We start from the raw sequence: 18210 nt of genomic DNA on the forward strand, positions 1-18210 counted from the left end.
AGGCGAAAACCTTACTTTTGTCGTTTATAATAAAATTCAAAGTTTCAAAATGATACAATTAGGACAGATCCTTTTCATATTATCCGTATTAGTAATTTTACACGAATTCGGTCACTATATCACTGCAAGAATGTTCAAGGTCAGAGTAGAAAAATTCTACCTTTTCATGGATGCAGGTTTCGCTCTACTTAAGAAAAAAATCGGCGAAACCGAATGGGGAATCGGATGGCTACCTATCGGTGGTTACGTTAAACTTGCCGGAATGGTAGACGAAAGTATGGACATGGAACAGATGAAACAGGAACCACAACCTTGGGAGTTCCGTTCAAAACCGGCCTGGCAAAGGCTGATCATCATGTTGGGCGGAATAATCGTTAATATTCTTCTGGCCTGGTTTCTTTACACAGTAGTTTATACCACTTACGGACAAAAATATGTTTCCACCGAAAAAATTCAGGAAAACGGATTAATGTTTGGCGAAAGCGGGTTGAATGCCGGCTTCAAAAACGGAGATAAAATCCTTTCCGTAGACGGAGTTAGCGAAGAACGTTTCAATCGTACAGTATTGAACGCACTACTGGGAGATAATATCGAAATCGAAAGAAACGGCAAAAAGCAAACCATTGTTTTATCCGACGAACACAAAGCAAAAATCCTGGCAACCGAAGGACGTGGTTTTGTTGGCGCAAGAAATCTGATTTCACAAGTAATGATCGACAGTGTGGCAGCGGAAAAAAACAAACCGTCCCTATTCATGGCCGGAGATAAACTACAGATGGTTAACAACAAAACATTTGTTTATTTAGATGAGTTCACGGACGAGTTGAAAAACCATAAAGGCACCACTATTCCGGTAACTGTTATTAGAAACAGCGCTCCGGTTACCCTTTCTTTAACTGTGGACAAAGACGGAGAAGCCGGATTCGGCGAAAGTATTTTCTTCGCACCATCAATGGATATGGCGAATTCTACCGTTGATGAAATTGTTCCTGGCTCTGAAGCTGAAAAAGCAAAATTGGAGAAAAACGACGTTATCTTAGGATTCAACAAAAGAGTTTATGAGAATTTCTTTGATTTCAAATCGCAATTAAAACTGGCTGCGGGCAAAGATGTAACACTAAATATCGTAAGAGGTTCACAAAGAATGGACTTACCTGCACATGTTGGCAAAAACGGAAAACTTGGATTCGGATTAAAATCCAACGATACCCCAACTTACGAAATCGTAAACAAACTGAGCATTGCCCAAGCTTTCCCGGAAGCGGTAAAAGAATCTTGGCAATTGCTAATCTATAACGTAAAGCAATTCAAACTGATTTTACGTCCTAAAACAGAAGCGTACAAACACGTAAAAAGCCCGGTTGGTATCGCCAGAGCATTGCCGGATACCTGGAACTGGGAATTCATTTGGAATTTCACGGCTTTATTTTCAATCGGTTTAGCCTTCATGAATCTTTTACCGATCCCGGGATTGGACGGTGGTCATGCTCTTTTCACTATAGCCGAAATGATTACCGGAAAAACTTTGAGCGAAAAAGCGATGGGTCATGTACAGACTTTCGGAATGATTATCTTGCTGACTTTAATGGCCTTAACCTTTGGAAAGGATATTTACCAACTAGTAGTCGACAAACTTTTATAAAATTTTTTAAATTTTTATTTGCGAGTATAAAATTTCAGCTTATATTTGCACCGCATTAAAGGTAACACACCTTCCTCCTTAGCTCAGTTGGTTAGAGCATCTGACTGTTAATCAGAGGGTCCTTGGTTCGAGCCCAAGAGGGGGAGCAAAAAAGCCATTCGCAAGAGTGGCTTTTTATATCTTTAAAAAAGTTCTTTACATAAAAATACAGTTTCCTCCTTAGCTCAGTTGGTTAGAGCATCTGACTGTTAATCAGAGGGTCCTTGGTTCGAGCCCAAGAGGGGGAGCTTTCAAAAGCCTGACAGCAATGTCGGGCTTTTTTTATACAGATAAAACCCAAGCTACGAATACCGTTTACATTCTTTACTCACATCAAAAAAGAACTTATACATCAGAGAACCTGCCGCCTTAGATAAAAGGTTCTAGTTGTATCTGTAAAGAGCATTCAAAAAATATACAGGTTGTAATTACTGATGATTGAAAACTATTTTTAAAAATAAATTGGTAAAACATCACCCAAGCAAAAAAAACAGCAAAACACATTAAAGCATTGAAGAGCTAAAAAACAAAAGGCTTCGCATTTCTGCGAAGCCTTTTACTATTAAAACCAACACCATTTCGTGTTTTACTTCCTGTACAAGCGCCAATTTAAATCAAAAACGGTGTGGTGCACCAGAATCAATCCCATTCTAAACTTTGTACCATCACAAAACCAAAAAGCATAAACTTACCCCTATTGGACTAACTTTACCATTCCCCTTCCGGCCGGCGGATTCGGCGAATGCACTTTCCCTTCAACAGGTTTCTTAATTTCAGGAGGCGTTGACGTTAAATGCCCGTTTTCATCCACGTAAGCAATCATGCTGTCAAATCCTTTCCCCTTGTTATTATTAACTTTCCTGTTTTCTTTTTTTTGATCTTTGAATTTCTTTTTTAATACTCTCTTCTTATTTTTTTCCTTTTTGAAAAATGAATCTGCCATCGTTCTGTCGTTTAAATTTTAACAATTATTCACACTCGCTGGTTGTCACGATATCAATAACGTATTATGACACTATCTGCTAAACCATCCAATTGGTCTCGACAAGACAGCTGTAACCCTGTATTACACAATAGAAACGGAAAGTGCCACTCCTATTAACTTCTCAATACTTTTAAGTTCTGCTTTTTCCTCTCTGCTACAAAAAGAAACAGCAACACCGCTTTTACCACCGCGTCCTGTTCGTCCAATCCTGTGCACATAAGTTTCGGGAATGTTTGGAAGGTCATAATTAACCACATGAGGCAAATCCTCAATATCTACCCCTCTTGCAGCTATATCAGTAGCCACAAGAACCCGCAAAGCATTTTCCTTGAAATCTGCCAAAGCTTTCTGGCGGGCATTCTGGGATTTATTACCATGTATGGCAGCCGCCAAAATCCCCTTACTAATCAACTTTTGCACTAACTGATTTGCTCCCCTCTTAGTACGGGTAAAAACCAAAGAACGCAAAATTCCCGAATCGTTTAACAAGGTTGAAAGCAATTCTTCCTTGCCGGCATTTTCAACGAAATATACGGACTGGGCAACGGCTTGCGAAGCAGAAGACACCGGATCAACACTAACATAAACCGGATTTTTCAAAAGATTACCGGCAAGTTGTTGTATAGATTTTGGCATAGTAGCCGAAAAAAGCAGGGTTTGCCTTTCAACAGGAAGGCATGCCACGATCTTCTTTACATCATGCACAAATCCCATATCAAGCATTCGGTCGGCTTCATCCAACACAAAAATTTCCAAATGTGAAAGACTAACCTGGTTCTGACGCATCAAGTCAAGCAAACGTCCCGGAGTCGCAATAAGCACATCTGTTCCGGCCTTCAAAGCCTTTACCTGATGCAATTGTGACACTCCACCGAAAATAGTCGTGCTTTTTAGGTGAAGATGACTACCATAGCAAGAAAAATTGGCTCCTACCTGTATCGCTAATTCCCTTGTCGGCGTAAGTATCAATGCTCTCACGGATTTGGGCTTTGTGGCTTGTCGAAGCTCCAGTTGCTGTAGAATAGGCACAGCAAAAGCTGCTGTTTTTCCTGTCCCTGTTTGTGCGCATCCCAAGACGTCATCACCTTGTAAAATAAACGGGATAGCCTGCTCTTGTATAGGCGTGGGAGAAAAATAATTTTCCCGCTCCAACACCCTTAATATGGGAGCTATTATATTCAAATTTTTAAATGTCATAATTCTAAATTTTGTAGCTGATAACCAGCTTTTATTATTTCTTTATTGTCAAAATTCACATCAGAATCTTTGACGCACCGACAAAAAGTATCAAACAGTACTGAAAATACTAGTTACGTGTGATTGTAAAATATAGTGAAGAACCAAAAAGTCTTTTTTAGAGCTCAAGACCGAACAAAATACTGAGCTTAAGGTCTTGCAAATCGGAAAATCGGTATTGATTATTTTTTTTGGAAAACTTCCTTGATAGTACACAACACTAAATAAATCAAGGAATTGTATTACTGAAGTCATGGCAACCCATACCTTCTGTATAGAAGTTCACGATGTAAACTTGTTTAAGTTAATAAAGCGGCAACTGAAACGCCAAAACTGAAGAGAAAGAGTACACGAATTTACAAATCAGAACAAGCACCGGCAGAAAACCAATAGAGGGCAAAGCTAGACATAATATATTTAGCAAAGCCTTTTTTTTAGACAAAACTTCAAAAAAAAATCAATTTCATCGAGAAAAAGACGTTGAAAATCAGAAGGTTGTACCTTGTACTAGGTTGCACTAACAAAAAAAGTACCAGTCATACTGATACTCTTCTGCAATCACACAATCTGTAAAAGTTAAAATCTGAATAGCATGAACAGAAATTCTTCTTTTGTCAGCCCTAATAGTTTTCTAACTTTTTCAAGCATTTCTTCTTTTTTTCCATCTATAAACAGTAAATCTGCTTCACTTAAAACAGAATACTTTTCCAATAACTTTTCTTTTTGTTCACCCCAGTTTTCATTCAAAGATTCTGAGTTGTCGTTTAAATTGTTCATAATATTTTCATTTGTATTATAATGCCCGGCGGATTTCTTGCTACAATTCATTTGGAAAATTAATTCTTGCAAATAATTTATTAGGTCAGCATCCTCAATTTCATGCTTGTCGAAAGTCTTTAATGAAAAGGGCGTTTCATCCAAATGCTCATAAAGCCCTGGAAAATTTTCCTGAATGTTCTCCGTTACAGAGAATATCTTCTTTGACAATATGCCGTGCAGTGTTTTCATTTTATAATTGTTTATTATTACTGATACTTCGTGACACTTATCACGATCAGCTATGTTCAAAATTTAGAAATTACGCTCTATTCAAAAGCTTAATGATTTCGACAACATCATAAACTAAAATTGCCGCAATAGGAAGTAACAACAAATGAATAAAAGACCCCGTGCTACTAACAAAAAAGGTTACGCCCCATAGTACTATAAGCGTTATTGCTATACTGTTATAAAAAGTTTTCATGCTGTTTTTTTTAGTTATTTTGACCACAGTTTTAACATTGGAATTCCCCAATGTATTCCATCTTTACCATCAAAAAACTTTCAGCTAAACGCTACTAAGAGGAGATTATCTATTGAAGTAATAGAGCTTCTAAAAATGCTCTGTGGTAAAGGTACACCTATTTTAAGGATAAATATTTTAAAATGGCTTTTAATTAACTATTATTCAATCATTTATCCGCAAAACCTTTAGGCTTAACCATAATTTAGTCATATGGTTTAAGCATACCACACAGAAAATTTAATAGTATCGGGAATTTTTTAAGTCCCGACATTACAGTCAAACCTTTTTGTATCGTCGATCCTTGAGGAATTTTTATCAGATGCATATACAAACATTTCTGCCAATCCCCAACAACAAAATCACAACTCCCTCATTTTGTTGTGTTTACAACATTTTTCACCACTTGATGCGTATTAATTTTTCGTAACTTTATATGTTAAATAATTGATTATGAGACATTTATACTTATTTATCTGGTTACTATCAATAGGCATAATCGATAAAACATACGGACAAACATCCCCTCAGTTGCAATGGGCCTTGAGCGCAAGAAATACCAACCCAAATACCGGAGAAATCAACAGTTATGACATCGCCGTCGATGTCGCCGGGAATCGTTATATCACCGGAAGGTACCAACTCACAGCCGACTTCGACCCTTCTCCCAACACTTTCAACCTGACAGCTACCTATATGGATTCACAATACAGCGACGATTCTGGCGATGTGTTCTTTGCCAAATACGGCCCTAACGGGAATTTATTGTGGGCGAAAACTATTGGAGGCCCCGATTCCTATTACGGCTACGACGAAGGAATATCTATACATCTGGATTACAACGGCGACATAATACTGATGGGCACACTGGGTAGTGATTTTGATTTTGACCCTTCCCAAGGCCAGGCAATCCTATCCTCCACCGGCGGACCTGACAGTTTTGTAGCAAAATATGACCCTAATGGCAACTACATTTGGGCCGTTGCGATTCATGACTATAAATACGAAGCTGTCCAAGCTGTTGCCTCAGACAATTTAGGAAATATCTATCTGGCGGGAACCGGAATAGAAGTTTCTTATATCGCAAAATACAATTCCAACGGAATCAACTTGTGGAAAAAAATCTTTAGCAACACACCGGATCCAGGAATCAGCGCTCTAATCATCACTCCAGCCAACCAAATTGTGCTGACCGGCTCCTTCGGTGGCACTGTTGATTTCGATCCCTCTACCGCCACAGCAAACCTCACTGCACAGACCGCAGAAGGCTCTGATGGCTATATCGCTAAGTATGACACTGACGGAAATTATCTGTGGGTAAAAGACATTGGAGGAAGCGGCGCCCAAGTAAGTCCAACTGCGCTTGCTTTGGGGCAAAACGGAGAAATTCATAGTATAGGATTATTTGCAGGCACCGTTGATTTTAATCCATCAGCCGCCATAAATACTATCAACGGTTCAGGCACACAGAATTACTTTATTGCCAAATACGATGCAAACGGGAATTACCTTTGGGCAAAAGCTTTACTTAACGTAGAAAACATCTACACTAATGAATTCAAAAACATAGCAATAGGCTCCGCAGGACTGATTTATGTTTGCGGAAATTTTCAGAACACTGTTGATTTCGACCCCTCACCAGCAACAGCCAATCTGACGGCTGCCGGCGAAAAAGATATTTACATTGCCAAATACGATCCTAATGGAAACTACCTCTGGGCGAAAGCTGTAAGCGGTCCAGACAACGAATCCATTGCCGCCATGGCACTAGACGCCGGCGGGAACATTAACTGCACGGGAAACTTTCAGAAGTCAGTCGATTTCGATCCTTCAGCAATAGTTCAGGGACTGACTTCGGTCGGAACTTTTGATGTATTTATTGCAAAATACACCGCTGATGGCACATTTGTCAACGCGGGATCAATTGGCGGATATCCGACAAGCAACTCTTCTGAAAACGAAAACAAAATAGCCTTGGCCCCAAATGGCACAATATACGTGGCCGGAACTTTTGCTCAAACTATTGATTTTGACCCATCTTCCTTGAATGCCGACTTAACCTCACAAGGCAGTGATAAAAACATTTTCATCGCCAAATACAACGCAGCAGGAAAATACCTTTGGGCCAAAGCGCTTCCCGGAATCCAAAGCGAAACTATGTCGCTGACCGCCGTAACGGTTGATCAAAACAGCAATGTTTATATTGCCGGGTATTTCTTTGGTACCATTGATTTTGATCCGTCGAACAACACAGCTTCATTAACTTCAAACGACTGGAGTGATATTTTCATAGCCAAATATGATGCGGACGGTCATTACTTATGGGCAAAACTTCTTCCTAAATATGACGATACGATCGGATACAACCCGATAAAATCAATAGCGGCAGACAATAACGGGAACATCTATATTTCAGGATATTTTGAAGGAGCTTTAGATTTCGACCCATCCCCCGCAAACGCAATCCTCACTTCAGTTCAGTTTTATGACATCTATATCGCCAAATACAACTCGGAGGGAAATTATCAATGGGCAAAAGCAATCGGCGGCACTTGGTATGACAGCGCAAACGCTATGCGGGTAAACAGCAATGGAGACATCTATATTACCGGTCCGTTTAGCGATACCGTCGATTTTGACCCCTCACCGGCTATTGCAAATCTGGAAGCAGGCGGCCTTGACGCCATGTATTTCGCCAAATACAATACCAATGGCAATTTCCTATGGGTGAAAGGCATTATGGGTTTGGATTATGCCGAATTTGAGACAATTACCTTAGATAACAACGGTCAGATATACCTTAGCGGCAAATTTGTCGGAAGTGCTGATTTCGATCCTTCGCCCGCCATCGCTACCCATACTTCTTCAGGAGGCGTTGAGAGCTTTATTGTAAAATACGACGCCAACGGTAACTATCTTTGGGTCAAACCAATCCTTGGAAACTCAATACCCTATATCAACTCTATCGCCACTGACAACGCAGGCAATCTGATAATGGTCGGCGATTACGGCACGAATTATGGAAACCCGGGAACCACCGTTATTTTTGACCCCACTAACACGGCAACTACCTTTACCACAACCGGAGGAAGAGACCTTTTCATAGCTAAATACAGCTCGGGGGGAAATTATCTTTGGGCCAAATCGACCGGGGGAGCCATGAATGAAACCGCCAGTTCCATTGTGATCAACAGCAGTGATGAAATGATTATCACCGGCGCTTTCAGTCTAAACACAGATTTTGACCTCTCCGATGATAGTTTTGACCTAACATCCATCAACTCCTCGGATATGTTTTTAGCCAAATACAAGGACTGCAGTCCAACACCAGTAGCTGTTACTATATCGGGAAATACCCTTTCAACAAACACACCGGCAGATTCCTATCAATGGGTAGATTGCAGCAATCATAACGCACCAATATCGGGAGCGACAAACGCTTCGTTCACTCCTGCAGTTAGCGGGAATTATGCAGCAGTTATATCGATCAATGGCTGCAGAAGTACTTCTGCCTGCCAAGCGGTTCTAAGCACAGATTCCGCTTTGGCCCGTTCCGTAAAACTGTATCCCAATCCGAGTTCCGGAATTTTTAAGATAGCACTTCCGATAGCTTATGAAAAAACAGAAGTTCAGGTAACAGACCTCACCGGAAAAATTATCCGAAAATGGAATTTTAATGCGCAACAGGAATTCGAAATAACATTAGAAGAAGTCACTGGGGGAATGTACTTCATCCAATTGCACTGTGATGAAGAAACCGCTACTTACAAGGTGATTAAAAACTAATTGATACTCATTCCTCCATACCCGTCAAAGTAACAACGGTTACAATTCCTGTCTTACGATTTCGTAACTTTACACAAATTCAACAATAAGTAATGAACAAATTTTTTCAGAACTGGCATTTCCTCCGCTATTTCCGACTCGGCCTCGCCTTATGTTTAGGATATGAAGCTATTCAGACCCACGAATGGTTTCTCCTGCCATTTGCCGCCTTTTTTCTTGTACAGGCCATCTTTAACTTCGGATGTGGACCAAGAGGTTGTGCTGTGCCCCAAAAAAGAAATAAAAATTAAACCGGAATGAGCAGCTTTTCAGATATAATTAACAAAGACCAACCTGTGCTGGTGGATTTTTTTGCCACCTGGTGCGGTCCATGCCAAACCCTTTCGCCTATTTTAAAACAAGTCAAAGATGAATTGGGTGAAGGTGTCTCGGTAATAAAAATAGATATTGACAAAAATCAGGCGATTGCGGCCCAGTTTCAGGTTCGCAGCGTGCCCACCATGTTGCTCTTCAAAGAAGGGAAACAAGTGTGGCGACAGGCAGGCCTGCTTTCGAAAAATGATTTGGTAAATGTCATTAAACGATACAAATAACTAAACTGACCGGTACAACAAGTAGTAAACAAAACCGTTAAAACAAAATACTTATGAAAGCAAACATGGGAAAACGCGACAAATTCATCCGCATCGGAGTCGCCCTGATTTTAGCCATATTGGTTGCTACGGAAACCATCACCGGCACATTAGGCTTTGTAGCACTAGGCTTTAGCATCGTTTTTTTGCTGACGAGTTTTATCAGTTTTTGTCCGTTATATTCCCTATTGGGCATGAATACCAAATCAAAATCCACAGATGAATAAAAAAACAGTACTCCTTTGGTTAGTCGGAGGCGCTGTAGGTGCTATCGGAGGATATTTCTATTATCTTTATTTTGGGTGCCAAGGCTCATGTGCAATCACTTCAAGTCCGGTAAACAGCACACTTTATGGAAGCATTATGGGCGGACTTTTGCTTTCTATGTTTGATTCGAAGAAGAAACTCTGAACTACCTTCAGCACAATTGCAATTTAACATAATTACACTGATTTGTTTTTTAGCACATCCTTCCCTGAAATCAATTTGAATTTTCAACTAATTTTGCCGCCAAAAAACTAAAGTAGTTTTTTCCTATCTTTTTTATTAGGTCTTTATACACAAATAAGCCTATTGAATTAAAGAATAGACTTTTTTTACCATATGAAATCACGATAATGATACTACTGTCTGTGAAATTATTCCATACAGTCCTAAAACCTACGTTGCTTATGAAAAAAATTACGCTATTATTTTTCCTATTGGTCTCCTTGTTGGGATATGCCCAGCCTGGAACTATTGATCTTTCTTTCAATCCTGATGATCCCGGTTTTGGAATGGGAGACGGTGCGAGCTCCAATACAACAACTACTGCCCTCCAACCAGATGGCAAAATCATTATTGGGGGAAACTTCACGCAATATAATAGTACGGCACGAAATAGAATTGCCCGCTTAAATACAGACGGTTCTCTGGACACCAGCTTTAATCCGGCTTTTCCAGCAAATGACTACATAAATTCGATCGCCCTGCAACCAGATGGAAAAATCATCATTGCGGGAAATTTCACTCCGATAAGGATTACCCGCCTGAATAATGACGGTTCAACAGACAGTTCCTTTAATCCAGGTTTTGGAGCTAACAATTGGATAAGTAGCGTCACACTACAGCCCGACGGAAAAATCCTTATTGGAGGCACTTTCACATCTTACAATGGCACGACGAGAAATCGTATCGCTCGTCTTAACGCTGACGGCTCCTTAGACTCTTCTTTTAATCCGGGCACCGGAACAGATAATCAAGTTAGCTCAATAACGCTTCAACCGGACGGAAAAATCATTATTAGTGGAACTTTTACCTCCTATAATGGTACAATGAAAAATTTCATTGCGCGGCTGAATGCTAATGGCACGTTAGACAACACATTTAATCCGGGCACCGGGGCTGATTCTATTGTATGGAGCACTATTCTCCAACCTGATGGAAAAATCATTATTACGGGTTATTTCACCGCATATAACAATATTCCAAGACATAGAATCGCCCGTCTGAATATTGATGGCACCCTGGACACCACATTTAATTCAGGAGGATTGCTCGACGCAGAAGTCTTAACTGCTACCCTACAAGCCGACGGAAAAATCATTATTGGAGGAAATTTCACATCCATCTATGGCTTTACCAGCAATAGTATTGCACGTCTGAATAGCGATGGATTATTAGATACTACTTTTGATCCGGGCGTAGGGGCAAACGATAAAATTTGCTCATCCATTGTGCAACCCGACGGAAAGGTTATCCTAAGCGGGTATTTTACATCATTTAACACTCCGTTACGCAAATACATCGTTCGCTTAAACACCAATGGCTCGGTAGATAATACCTTTAATCCAGGCACTGGTGCCAATCAAGATGTTCGTACGATCGCACTGCAATCTGATCGAAAAATAATTATCGCCGGTAGTTTTCAGTCTTATAATAACACGCCGATCAATCGTATCGCTCGTCTGAATCCCGAAGGCTCCTTAGACAACACCTTTAATCCAGGCTCGGGAGCAAACAACTCAATACTTAAAGCCACAATACAGCCTGATGGAAAAATCGTTATTATTGGTCTTTTTACATCCTATAATGGCACAGCACGAAGATATATTGCCCGCCTGAATTCCAATGGCATATTGGACAGTACTTTTGACCCGGGCAACGGACCAACTAACAGCAACCCCATAACAGACGTTACCCTGCAACCTGATGGAAAAATAATTATCAATGGGGGTATGACGGGCTATATCGGTACGATTGCTCGTCTGAATAATGACGGTTCAGTAGACACTTCCTTTAATCCAGGCACTGGGGCAAATGACTCAATAATTAGCGCCACACTTCAGCCTGATGGAAAAATCATTATCAGTGGATTTTTCACATCATATAATAACACATCTTGCAATCGCATCGCACGCCTTAATGCTGATGGTTCGCTAGACACCACTTTTAATCCGGGTACCGGACCAAATGCTGCATTGGCAAATATCTTGCAGCCCGCTGGCAAAATCATAATCGCAGGGAATTTTACTTCCTATAACAACACAACCTGTAATCATATTGCACGCCTAAATGCTGATGGCTCATTAGACAATAGTTTTAATGCGGGGACAGGAGCGAATAATAACATTGGTTTAATCACAATGCAACCTGATGGAAAAATGATCATTTTAGGAGGTTTCACATCCTATAATGGAACCGCAGTAAGTAAAATTGCCCGTCTGAATAACGACGGATCACTGGACAGTTCTTTTAACACAGGCACAGGCGTCGATACTTCTATTAATTCAGTAACCACTCAACTTGACGGGAAAATCATTATTGGCGGAATTTTCAAATCCTATAATGGCATTGGCCGCAATAGAATAGCAAGGATATATGGTACAGGACAAAGCATTTCAACGGCTCCAATAACAATCAGCGGGACAACAACCATCAATAACGGAGAATCGGTTACGCTTACACAAGTGGGCGGTTCCTTGGGCGAAGGAGCCGCGTATAAGTGGTACATTGGTTCGTGCGGTGGCACATTCGTGGGAACCGGCGTCACATTGACCATTTCACCTACCGAAACCACTACCTATTATGTTCTTGCGGAAGGCCCATACAACACCACGACCTGCGCTTCCATTACCATAACAGTAACCCTAAGCACTGCACAACCGGACTTTACAATTGGCAATGCAATGGTAATTCCAAATCCATACGTTGAGTACTTCACCTTAGACATACCAACTCAAAATGAAGAAACAATACTGGTAACGGTGTATGACATGATCGGAAGACAACTCGAACAACATGAGTTTAAACCGAGTGAAGCCTCTAAACTTCAAATCGGTAAACAATATCCTTCGGGGATTTACAATGTTACAATAAGGCAAGGTAAAGAAACCAAAACACGGAAAGTGATAAAAAAGTAAATCAATAAAATATTAAATCCTCAAAACATTGGCAATTACAGTTTGCCAATGTTTTTTTTGCATTAAATGCGCCAATCAGATTTCATAAAGTCATTTCCAAACTATGCTAAATCGATTTGAAAAACCCAAAAGCTATCTTTACCTGCATTGAAATTTTTCTCTCACAATACTCCATACTTAAGCCGTACCAAAGCCGTATATAAGCCGAGTAAAGCCCAGCAATAAAAAAACCCCTGTTTAGAGAAACAAATTCTGTTTTTTCTCCAAAAAACGTAACTTTACTCTTCACAACGATAAAGTCATGCAAACAAAGATAAACACCGCCGAAGAAGCTTTCCTTTATTGGAAGCGTATCGCTATCGAAGAGCGTGTCGTACATATTCAAAATCTTAGAAATACACTGCAAAAAAATCGCGAACATTATGCTTCCCTAATGACGCAGGAAATGGCCAAACCTATCACACAAGCCCTTGCCGAAATAGACAAATGCGGTGTACTTTGCGATTATTACTGTAAAAATGCAGCCGATTTTCTGCAGCCCAAATACGTCAAAACAGAAGGTCACGAAAATTTCATAAGCTACGAACCTTTAGGAGTACTATTAGGTGTCATGCCTTGGAATTTCCCTTTCTGGCAGGTCTTCCGATTCGCAATTCCGTCCATACTTGCGGGAAATGTGGTGCTGGTCAAACACGCAAGCAATGTTCCGCAGTCCGCAGAAAGCATCGAAGCTTTATTTGTAGCGAGTGGTTTACCTATCGGCATATATCAAAACCTGCATATCACCAGCGATAAAGTGGCAGAAGTCATAGCGCATCCTGAAATTAAAGGTGTTTCCCTTACCGGAAGTGAAGCCGCAGGAAGTTCCGTAGCGTCCCTCGCAGGTAAACATCTGAAAAAATCCTTACTGGAACTCGGAGGCAGCAATGCTTTCATCGTTTATAAAGACGCCGATCTCGATACTGCAGTTGCTGTAGCTGTAAACGCTCGTATGCAAAACACCGGACAAAGCTGTATTGCAGCCAAACGCTTCCTGATCCAACAGGATATTTTTGATCTTTTTACCGAAAAATACAAACAAGCCGTGAGCCTGCTCAAAACAGGCGACCCGATGAACCCCGAAACACAAATCGGAGCATTGGCCCGTGTTGATTTAGCCGAAGATCTTGAAAAACAAGTCAACCAATCCGTTACGATGGGCGCTAAAATAGTGCTGGGCGGAAATCGAAAAGAGGCGTTTTACGAACCGACCATACTAACCAATGTTTCCACCGAAATGCCAGTATTTAAAGAAGAGACATTCGGACCCGTAGCCGCTTTGATTTCCTTTGAAACCCTCGAAGACGCCATCAGCATCAGCAACCAATCGGAGTACGGTTTAGGCGTCAGCATTTTCACCCAAGACATCGCTTCCATCAGAAAACATATTCACGAATTTCATGAAGGCGCTGTTTTCATCAACGAAATGGTTAAATCCGACCCGCGTTTGCCTTTCGGCGGCGTGAAAAAATCAGGTTATGGAAGAGAACTTTCCGAGGAAGGGATCAAAGAATTTGTAAATATAAAGACGGTGGTGATCAAGACTTCCTAAATTCTCATCAAAAAAAGAAAAAATGTGAAACTCCGCAGTACACCCGCTTTCGGGGAAAGGGATCTAAAAACTTTTCCTAAATTGCATGTTCAAACAAACAACCCTTTATGAGAAAATTATTCTTTTTACTATCAGCGATCATGCTGATTTCTGTTAAAACCACGGCGCAAAAACAAGAAACCGAAAAAAAGGCAATCACCGTTGTATTAGACAACTGGCATAAGGATGCTGCGGAAGGAAACTTCGACAAGTATTTCGGCGCCATGTCAGACGAGTCCATCTTCATTGGTACGGATGCCACAGAAAACTGGAACAAAAAACAATTTATTGATTTTGCCAAACCGTATTTCGACAAAGGCCGTGCGTGGGACTTTAAACCTGTTGAACGTCACATCTACATGGATCCATCAGGAAAAATAGCGTGGTTTGATGAATTGTTGGACACTTGGATGAAAATCTGTCGCGGTTCGGGCGTTATGGTGAAAGAAGGAAAAGTGTGGAAAATAAAACACTACGTACTTTCAATGACAGTTCCCAATGATAATACTAAGGAAGTTATTAAAGTCATAGAAAAGATTGAAGACGAGCAACTTCAAAAAATCAAAAAATAACAACCCTGAAACCTGTTCCGAAAGAGCAGGTTTTTTTTATTTCCACATTCTTTTACAAATCACGAAACCAACCTTTCTTTTTTCTCGTAGATAATTGTTACGAACACAAAAAAGAAAGATTATGAAAATCGGCAAAACCATAAAATGGATAGCGGGCAGTATCCTCGGAACAACTGCACTTCTTTTTGTTGTATTGATACTTCATATCGCCACAGCCAAACCGGTGGTCTATGACAATGCAACCCTGCAAATCAGTCGTATCGACTTTAAAGAACCCATAGACTCCCTCAAGGCAAAAGAAATTCACCGCAATTTAAAATCCATTCCTGGTGTAAAAAACGACCGTTTAAACCCAGAAACAGGCGTGTTGGTTTATTTCCACGACAACCGAATTACCAATTCCGAACAAGTCTATACCCAATTAATAGCCAAAGGGAACTATAAGGCCCAACGTTACGTATTGTCCGAAACCATGGCCTCTAAAAAAGTCTGCCCCGCAATGAATACCAACAGTTTCAGCTACAAGTTTTCCAGAGGCATCCAACGAATTTTCAATTAACCAATAAATCAATTCTTATGAAAAAGTTAACTAAAATTGCGCTTTTAGTAGTGTTCGCGGGAACTGCAGTGTTCTTCACATCATGTGATGACAATGACGACACCGCAATGACCCCAACGGAAAAAACACTCTACCAGAAGCTGGGTGGTACCACTATGGTAGCTGACCCTAACAATCCGGGACAAATGATTGAACAAGGACGTTTGAGTTACCGTTCGGTAGTGGACAGCACCATTACCTTAATTGTTGCTGATATCGTTTCGGGTTCGGAAGGAAATTTTGGTGCGCATTTCGCACCGCTGGTTGCTGAGGTATCGAGCGGAAACACGACCAACGTTGCCGTTCTGAGTGATAATTTAACCGATTTCTTTTCTGCAAATACCGGCGGTGGAGCAACCAATACCTATACCGGCTTAAGCATGACAACGGCTCACAACCCTACCATGAATCCGAGAATGGGCGCGGCTTCAACAAATGCAGATTATGACAAATTTATTGGCTATGTGGGTACCGCTGCCGGTTTAAATGGCGTAACCGATCCGGTTATAATTAACGATGTTGTAGCTGTTTTGGAATCCTTGAGAACTCAGATAGTACAATAAAAATCTGATATTATGTTCAATAAAAAACGCTACCTGAACGGGTAGCGTTTTTTATTGAACTTGTTTATTATTTCTTGGCTAAATTCTCCAACATTACCGAGGTCATGCGCTCCATATCAAAATCATGTTGCCAACCCCAATCCTTTCTTGCAAAAGAATCATCGATACTCGCCGGCCAGCTGTCCGCAATCGCCTGACGGAAATCCGGCGCATAATCGATAGTGAATTCAGGAATGTGCTTCTTGATGGATTCCGCAATTTCTTTCGGTGTAAAACTTACTGCCGATAAGTTGTAAGAAGAACGGATCTTAATTTTCTCAGCCGGCGCTTGCATGATACTGATCGTCGCTTTAATAGCATCATCCATATACATCATCGGCAAAGCTGTATTTTCAGAAAGGAAACAAGTGAATTTTTTATCCTCCAAAGCTTTGTAGTAGATATCCACGGCATAATCCGTAGTTCCCCCACCAGGAAGTGTAGTCCATGAAATAAGCCCCGGATAACGGATACTTCTTACATCAACCCCGTATTTTTTATTGTAATACTCGCACCAACGCTCACCCGACTGTTTCGAGATCCCATAAACCGTAGCAGGTTCCATAACGGTGTACTGAGGTGTACTGTTTCTTGGTGTTGTAGGTCCGAAAACCGCGATACTTGACGGCCAGAAGATCTTCTGGATTTTTCCGTCTTTCGCCAGATTAAGCACGTGGAACAACGAGTTCATATTCAGATCCCACGCAAAAGCAGGGTTCTTTTCCGCCGTAGCCGAAAGCAAAGCGGCCATAAGATACACATCGGTAATCTGGTATTTCTCCACAAGATGCTCTATCTGATTATAATCAAGGGCATTAACAACTTCAAAAATTCCGTTATGCACCACATCGTTATCCATTTTTCGGATGTCCGAAGCTATTACATTATCAACTCCGTAGGTTGCTCTCAATTTTGCAGTCAGTTCGGTACCAATCTGTCCGCAAGCGCCAATGATTAAAATTTTCGTACTCATCTGTGTTTATTTAATGTCTACAAAGATACTCTTTTGCTAAAATTTAAAATTCAATTTCATTCTGAAAATTTTCAATTCACAAAAAACCGGATTTTAGTTAACATATTTCCCTGAAAAAAAGGAGTTTTGAATAACATTTGTAAATTTGCTTTCTAAACTTTTATTATGAAGATCAAGTCGTCGCTACTGCTTTTATTCTCGTTGCTTATTTTTTCCTGCCAAAATAAACAGGATCGTTTAGCCGACAGTGATAAAGCGGCAAAACATAACGATTCGGTATTTGCCGTGCTCAACAAAAACTGGAATTTCAACATTCCGCCGGTAACCCCGAAAGTGCAGGCACACATCAACAGGTGGCAGGAATGGCGTTTCTTTAATCAGGAGCTGCAGCAAAAACCGAAAAGTTCACTGAACGCCTTCCGATTAAAATCAAAAGCCTTAACCCTAAAAGGAAACGTGCTGTCCCAAAACATTCCGGCACTATTCAGCAAACCGGCCGTGAAAAGCAGGATTTCAACCTTGAACACTAAGCTGAAATCACTGGAAACCTACATCACTTTGGAATACATCCCCATGGAAAAAGTACTGCCGTTGATAAAGGACATTTCGACAGAAGTGATTTCCATCCAGAACCAAATGAACGAAATCATCGTAAAAAGTGAGATCCCGAAAGAAGAAGGTGAAATGATTATGCTTCAGGCCTTGGACACCGCACGTCACGCACGTCGTGAGGTTCAGGAGCCGAAAGATGAAGAAGCTGCTAAAAAACAAACGCCGCCGGGCAACAAAAAAGGTCCGTTAAACCGTTAATTCATTTCCTTTTGAAAAACGA

At 40.7% G+C, this 18210-nt stretch carries 16 protein-coding genes and 2 tRNA genes; 13 read left to right on the plus strand and 5 right to left on the minus strand.

Translation table 11 applies throughout. The annotated features are described in order from the left end of the window. Nucleotides 1–49 precede the first annotated feature (49 nt). From AC3E9U_RS14905 to AC3E9U_RS14915, 3 genes are all read left to right on the plus strand, one after another. A complete protein-coding gene (locus tag AC3E9U_RS14905) occupies nucleotides 50–1642 on the plus strand; it encodes a site-2 protease family protein (protein ID WP_488747723.1) in 1593 nt (530 codons plus the stop codon). 72 nt (nucleotides 1643–1714) lie between these two features. Continuing rightward, a tRNA-Asn gene (locus AC3E9U_RS14910) sits at nucleotides 1715–1788 on the plus strand. 67 nt (nucleotides 1789–1855) lie between these two features. Beyond that, nucleotides 1856–1929: transfer RNA gene (locus AC3E9U_RS14915), tRNA-Asn, on the plus strand. A gap of 446 nt (nucleotides 1930–2375) precedes the next feature. On the opposite strand, the gene AC3E9U_RS14920 is transcribed toward AC3E9U_RS14915, so the two are convergent. The 4 genes from AC3E9U_RS14920 to AC3E9U_RS14935 all read right to left on the minus strand — a co-directional run bounded on the left by AC3E9U_RS14920 (nucleotide 2376) and on the right by AC3E9U_RS14935 (nucleotide 5145). Next, nucleotides 2376–2624 (minus strand): hypothetical protein, encoded by a 249-nt coding sequence (locus tag AC3E9U_RS14920; RefSeq protein WP_488747724.1) that lies wholly within the window; start codon nucleotides 2622–2624, stop codon nucleotides 2376–2378. Nucleotides 2625–2747: 123 nt separating this feature from the next. Then, nucleotides 2748–3863, minus strand: coding sequence for a DEAD/DEAH box helicase (locus AC3E9U_RS14925; protein ID WP_488747725.1), 1116 nt, complete (start codon nucleotides 3861–3863; stop codon nucleotides 2748–2750). A 615-nt stretch (nucleotides 3864–4478) separates the two neighbouring features. Beyond that, nucleotides 4479–4910, minus strand: coding sequence for a CsbD family protein (locus AC3E9U_RS14930; RefSeq protein ID WP_488747726.1), 432 nt, complete (start codon nucleotides 4908–4910; stop codon nucleotides 4479–4481). 70 nt (nucleotides 4911–4980) lie between these two features. Next, nucleotides 4981–5145, minus strand: a complete 165-nt coding sequence (locus AC3E9U_RS14935) for a DUF5670 family protein (protein WP_488747727.1) — start codon at nucleotides 5143–5145, stop codon at nucleotides 4981–4983. Nucleotides 5146–5637: 492 nt separating this feature from the next. On the opposite strand from AC3E9U_RS14935, the gene AC3E9U_RS14940 reads away from it, so the two are divergent. The 9 genes from AC3E9U_RS14940 to AC3E9U_RS14980 all read left to right on the plus strand — a co-directional run bounded on the left by AC3E9U_RS14940 (nucleotide 5638) and on the right by AC3E9U_RS14980 (nucleotide 16366). Beyond that, on the plus strand, nucleotides 5638–8970 hold the full coding sequence (locus AC3E9U_RS14940; RefSeq protein ID WP_488747728.1) for a T9SS type A sorting domain-containing protein: 3333 nt from the start codon (nucleotides 5638–5640) through the stop codon (nucleotides 8968–8970). A gap of 296 nt (nucleotides 8971–9266) precedes the next feature. After that, the gene (gene trxA / locus AC3E9U_RS14945) at nucleotides 9267–9563 is read left to right on the plus strand and encodes a thioredoxin (protein ID WP_488747729.1); all 297 of its coding nucleotides are present in this window, start codon (nucleotides 9267–9269) and stop codon (nucleotides 9561–9563) included. 53 nt (nucleotides 9564–9616) lie between these two features. Further along, nucleotides 9617–9829 (plus strand): YgaP family membrane protein, encoded by a 213-nt coding sequence (locus AC3E9U_RS14950; RefSeq protein ID WP_488747730.1) that lies wholly within the window; start codon nucleotides 9617–9619, stop codon nucleotides 9827–9829. After that, a complete protein-coding gene (locus AC3E9U_RS14955) occupies nucleotides 9822–10013 on the plus strand; it encodes a DUF6132 family protein (RefSeq protein ID WP_488747731.1) in 192 nt (63 codons plus the stop codon). Before AC3E9U_RS14950 ends, AC3E9U_RS14955 begins: the two co-directional genes overlap by 8 nt. Nucleotides 10014–10273: 260 nt before the next feature. After that, nucleotides 10274–13003: a T9SS type A sorting domain-containing protein gene (locus AC3E9U_RS14960; RefSeq protein WP_488747732.1), complete on the plus strand. Its 2730-nt coding sequence runs from the start codon at nucleotides 10274–10276 to the stop codon at nucleotides 13001–13003. Between the two features lie 301 nt (nucleotides 13004–13304). Beyond that, a complete protein-coding gene (locus AC3E9U_RS14965) occupies nucleotides 13305–14594 on the plus strand; it encodes an NAD-dependent succinate-semialdehyde dehydrogenase (RefSeq protein ID WP_488747733.1) in 1290 nt (429 codons plus the stop codon). 107 nt (nucleotides 14595–14701) lie between these two features. Then, nucleotides 14702–15205, plus strand: a complete 504-nt coding sequence (locus tag AC3E9U_RS14970) for a nuclear transport factor 2 family protein (protein WP_488747734.1) — start codon at nucleotides 14702–14704, stop codon at nucleotides 15203–15205. 121 nt (nucleotides 15206–15326) lie between these two features. Further along, nucleotides 15327–15764: a hypothetical protein gene (locus AC3E9U_RS14975; RefSeq protein ID WP_488747735.1), complete on the plus strand. Its 438-nt coding sequence runs from the start codon at nucleotides 15327–15329 to the stop codon at nucleotides 15762–15764. A gap of 17 nt (nucleotides 15765–15781) precedes the next feature. Then, nucleotides 15782–16366 (plus strand): globin family protein, encoded by a 585-nt coding sequence (locus tag AC3E9U_RS14980; RefSeq protein WP_488747736.1) that lies wholly within the window; start codon nucleotides 15782–15784, stop codon nucleotides 16364–16366. A 67-nt stretch (nucleotides 16367–16433) separates the two neighbouring features. Here the strand turns inward: AC3E9U_RS14980 and AC3E9U_RS14985 are convergent, their stop codons facing one another. Next, the gene (locus AC3E9U_RS14985) at nucleotides 16434–17378 is read right to left on the minus strand and encodes an L-threonine 3-dehydrogenase (RefSeq protein WP_488747737.1); all 945 of its coding nucleotides are present in this window, start codon (nucleotides 17376–17378) and stop codon (nucleotides 16434–16436) included. 165 nt (nucleotides 17379–17543) lie between these two features. Here AC3E9U_RS14985 and AC3E9U_RS14990 point away from each other — a divergent pair, with 165 nt between their 5' ends. Continuing rightward, a complete protein-coding gene (locus AC3E9U_RS14990; RefSeq protein ID WP_488747738.1) occupies nucleotides 17544–18188 on the plus strand; it encodes a hypothetical protein in 645 nt (214 codons plus the stop codon). The last annotated feature ends 22 nt before the right edge of the window (nucleotides 18189–18210 follow it).

It is taken from the genome of Flavobacterium sp. 21.1 (genome assembly GCF_057801535.1).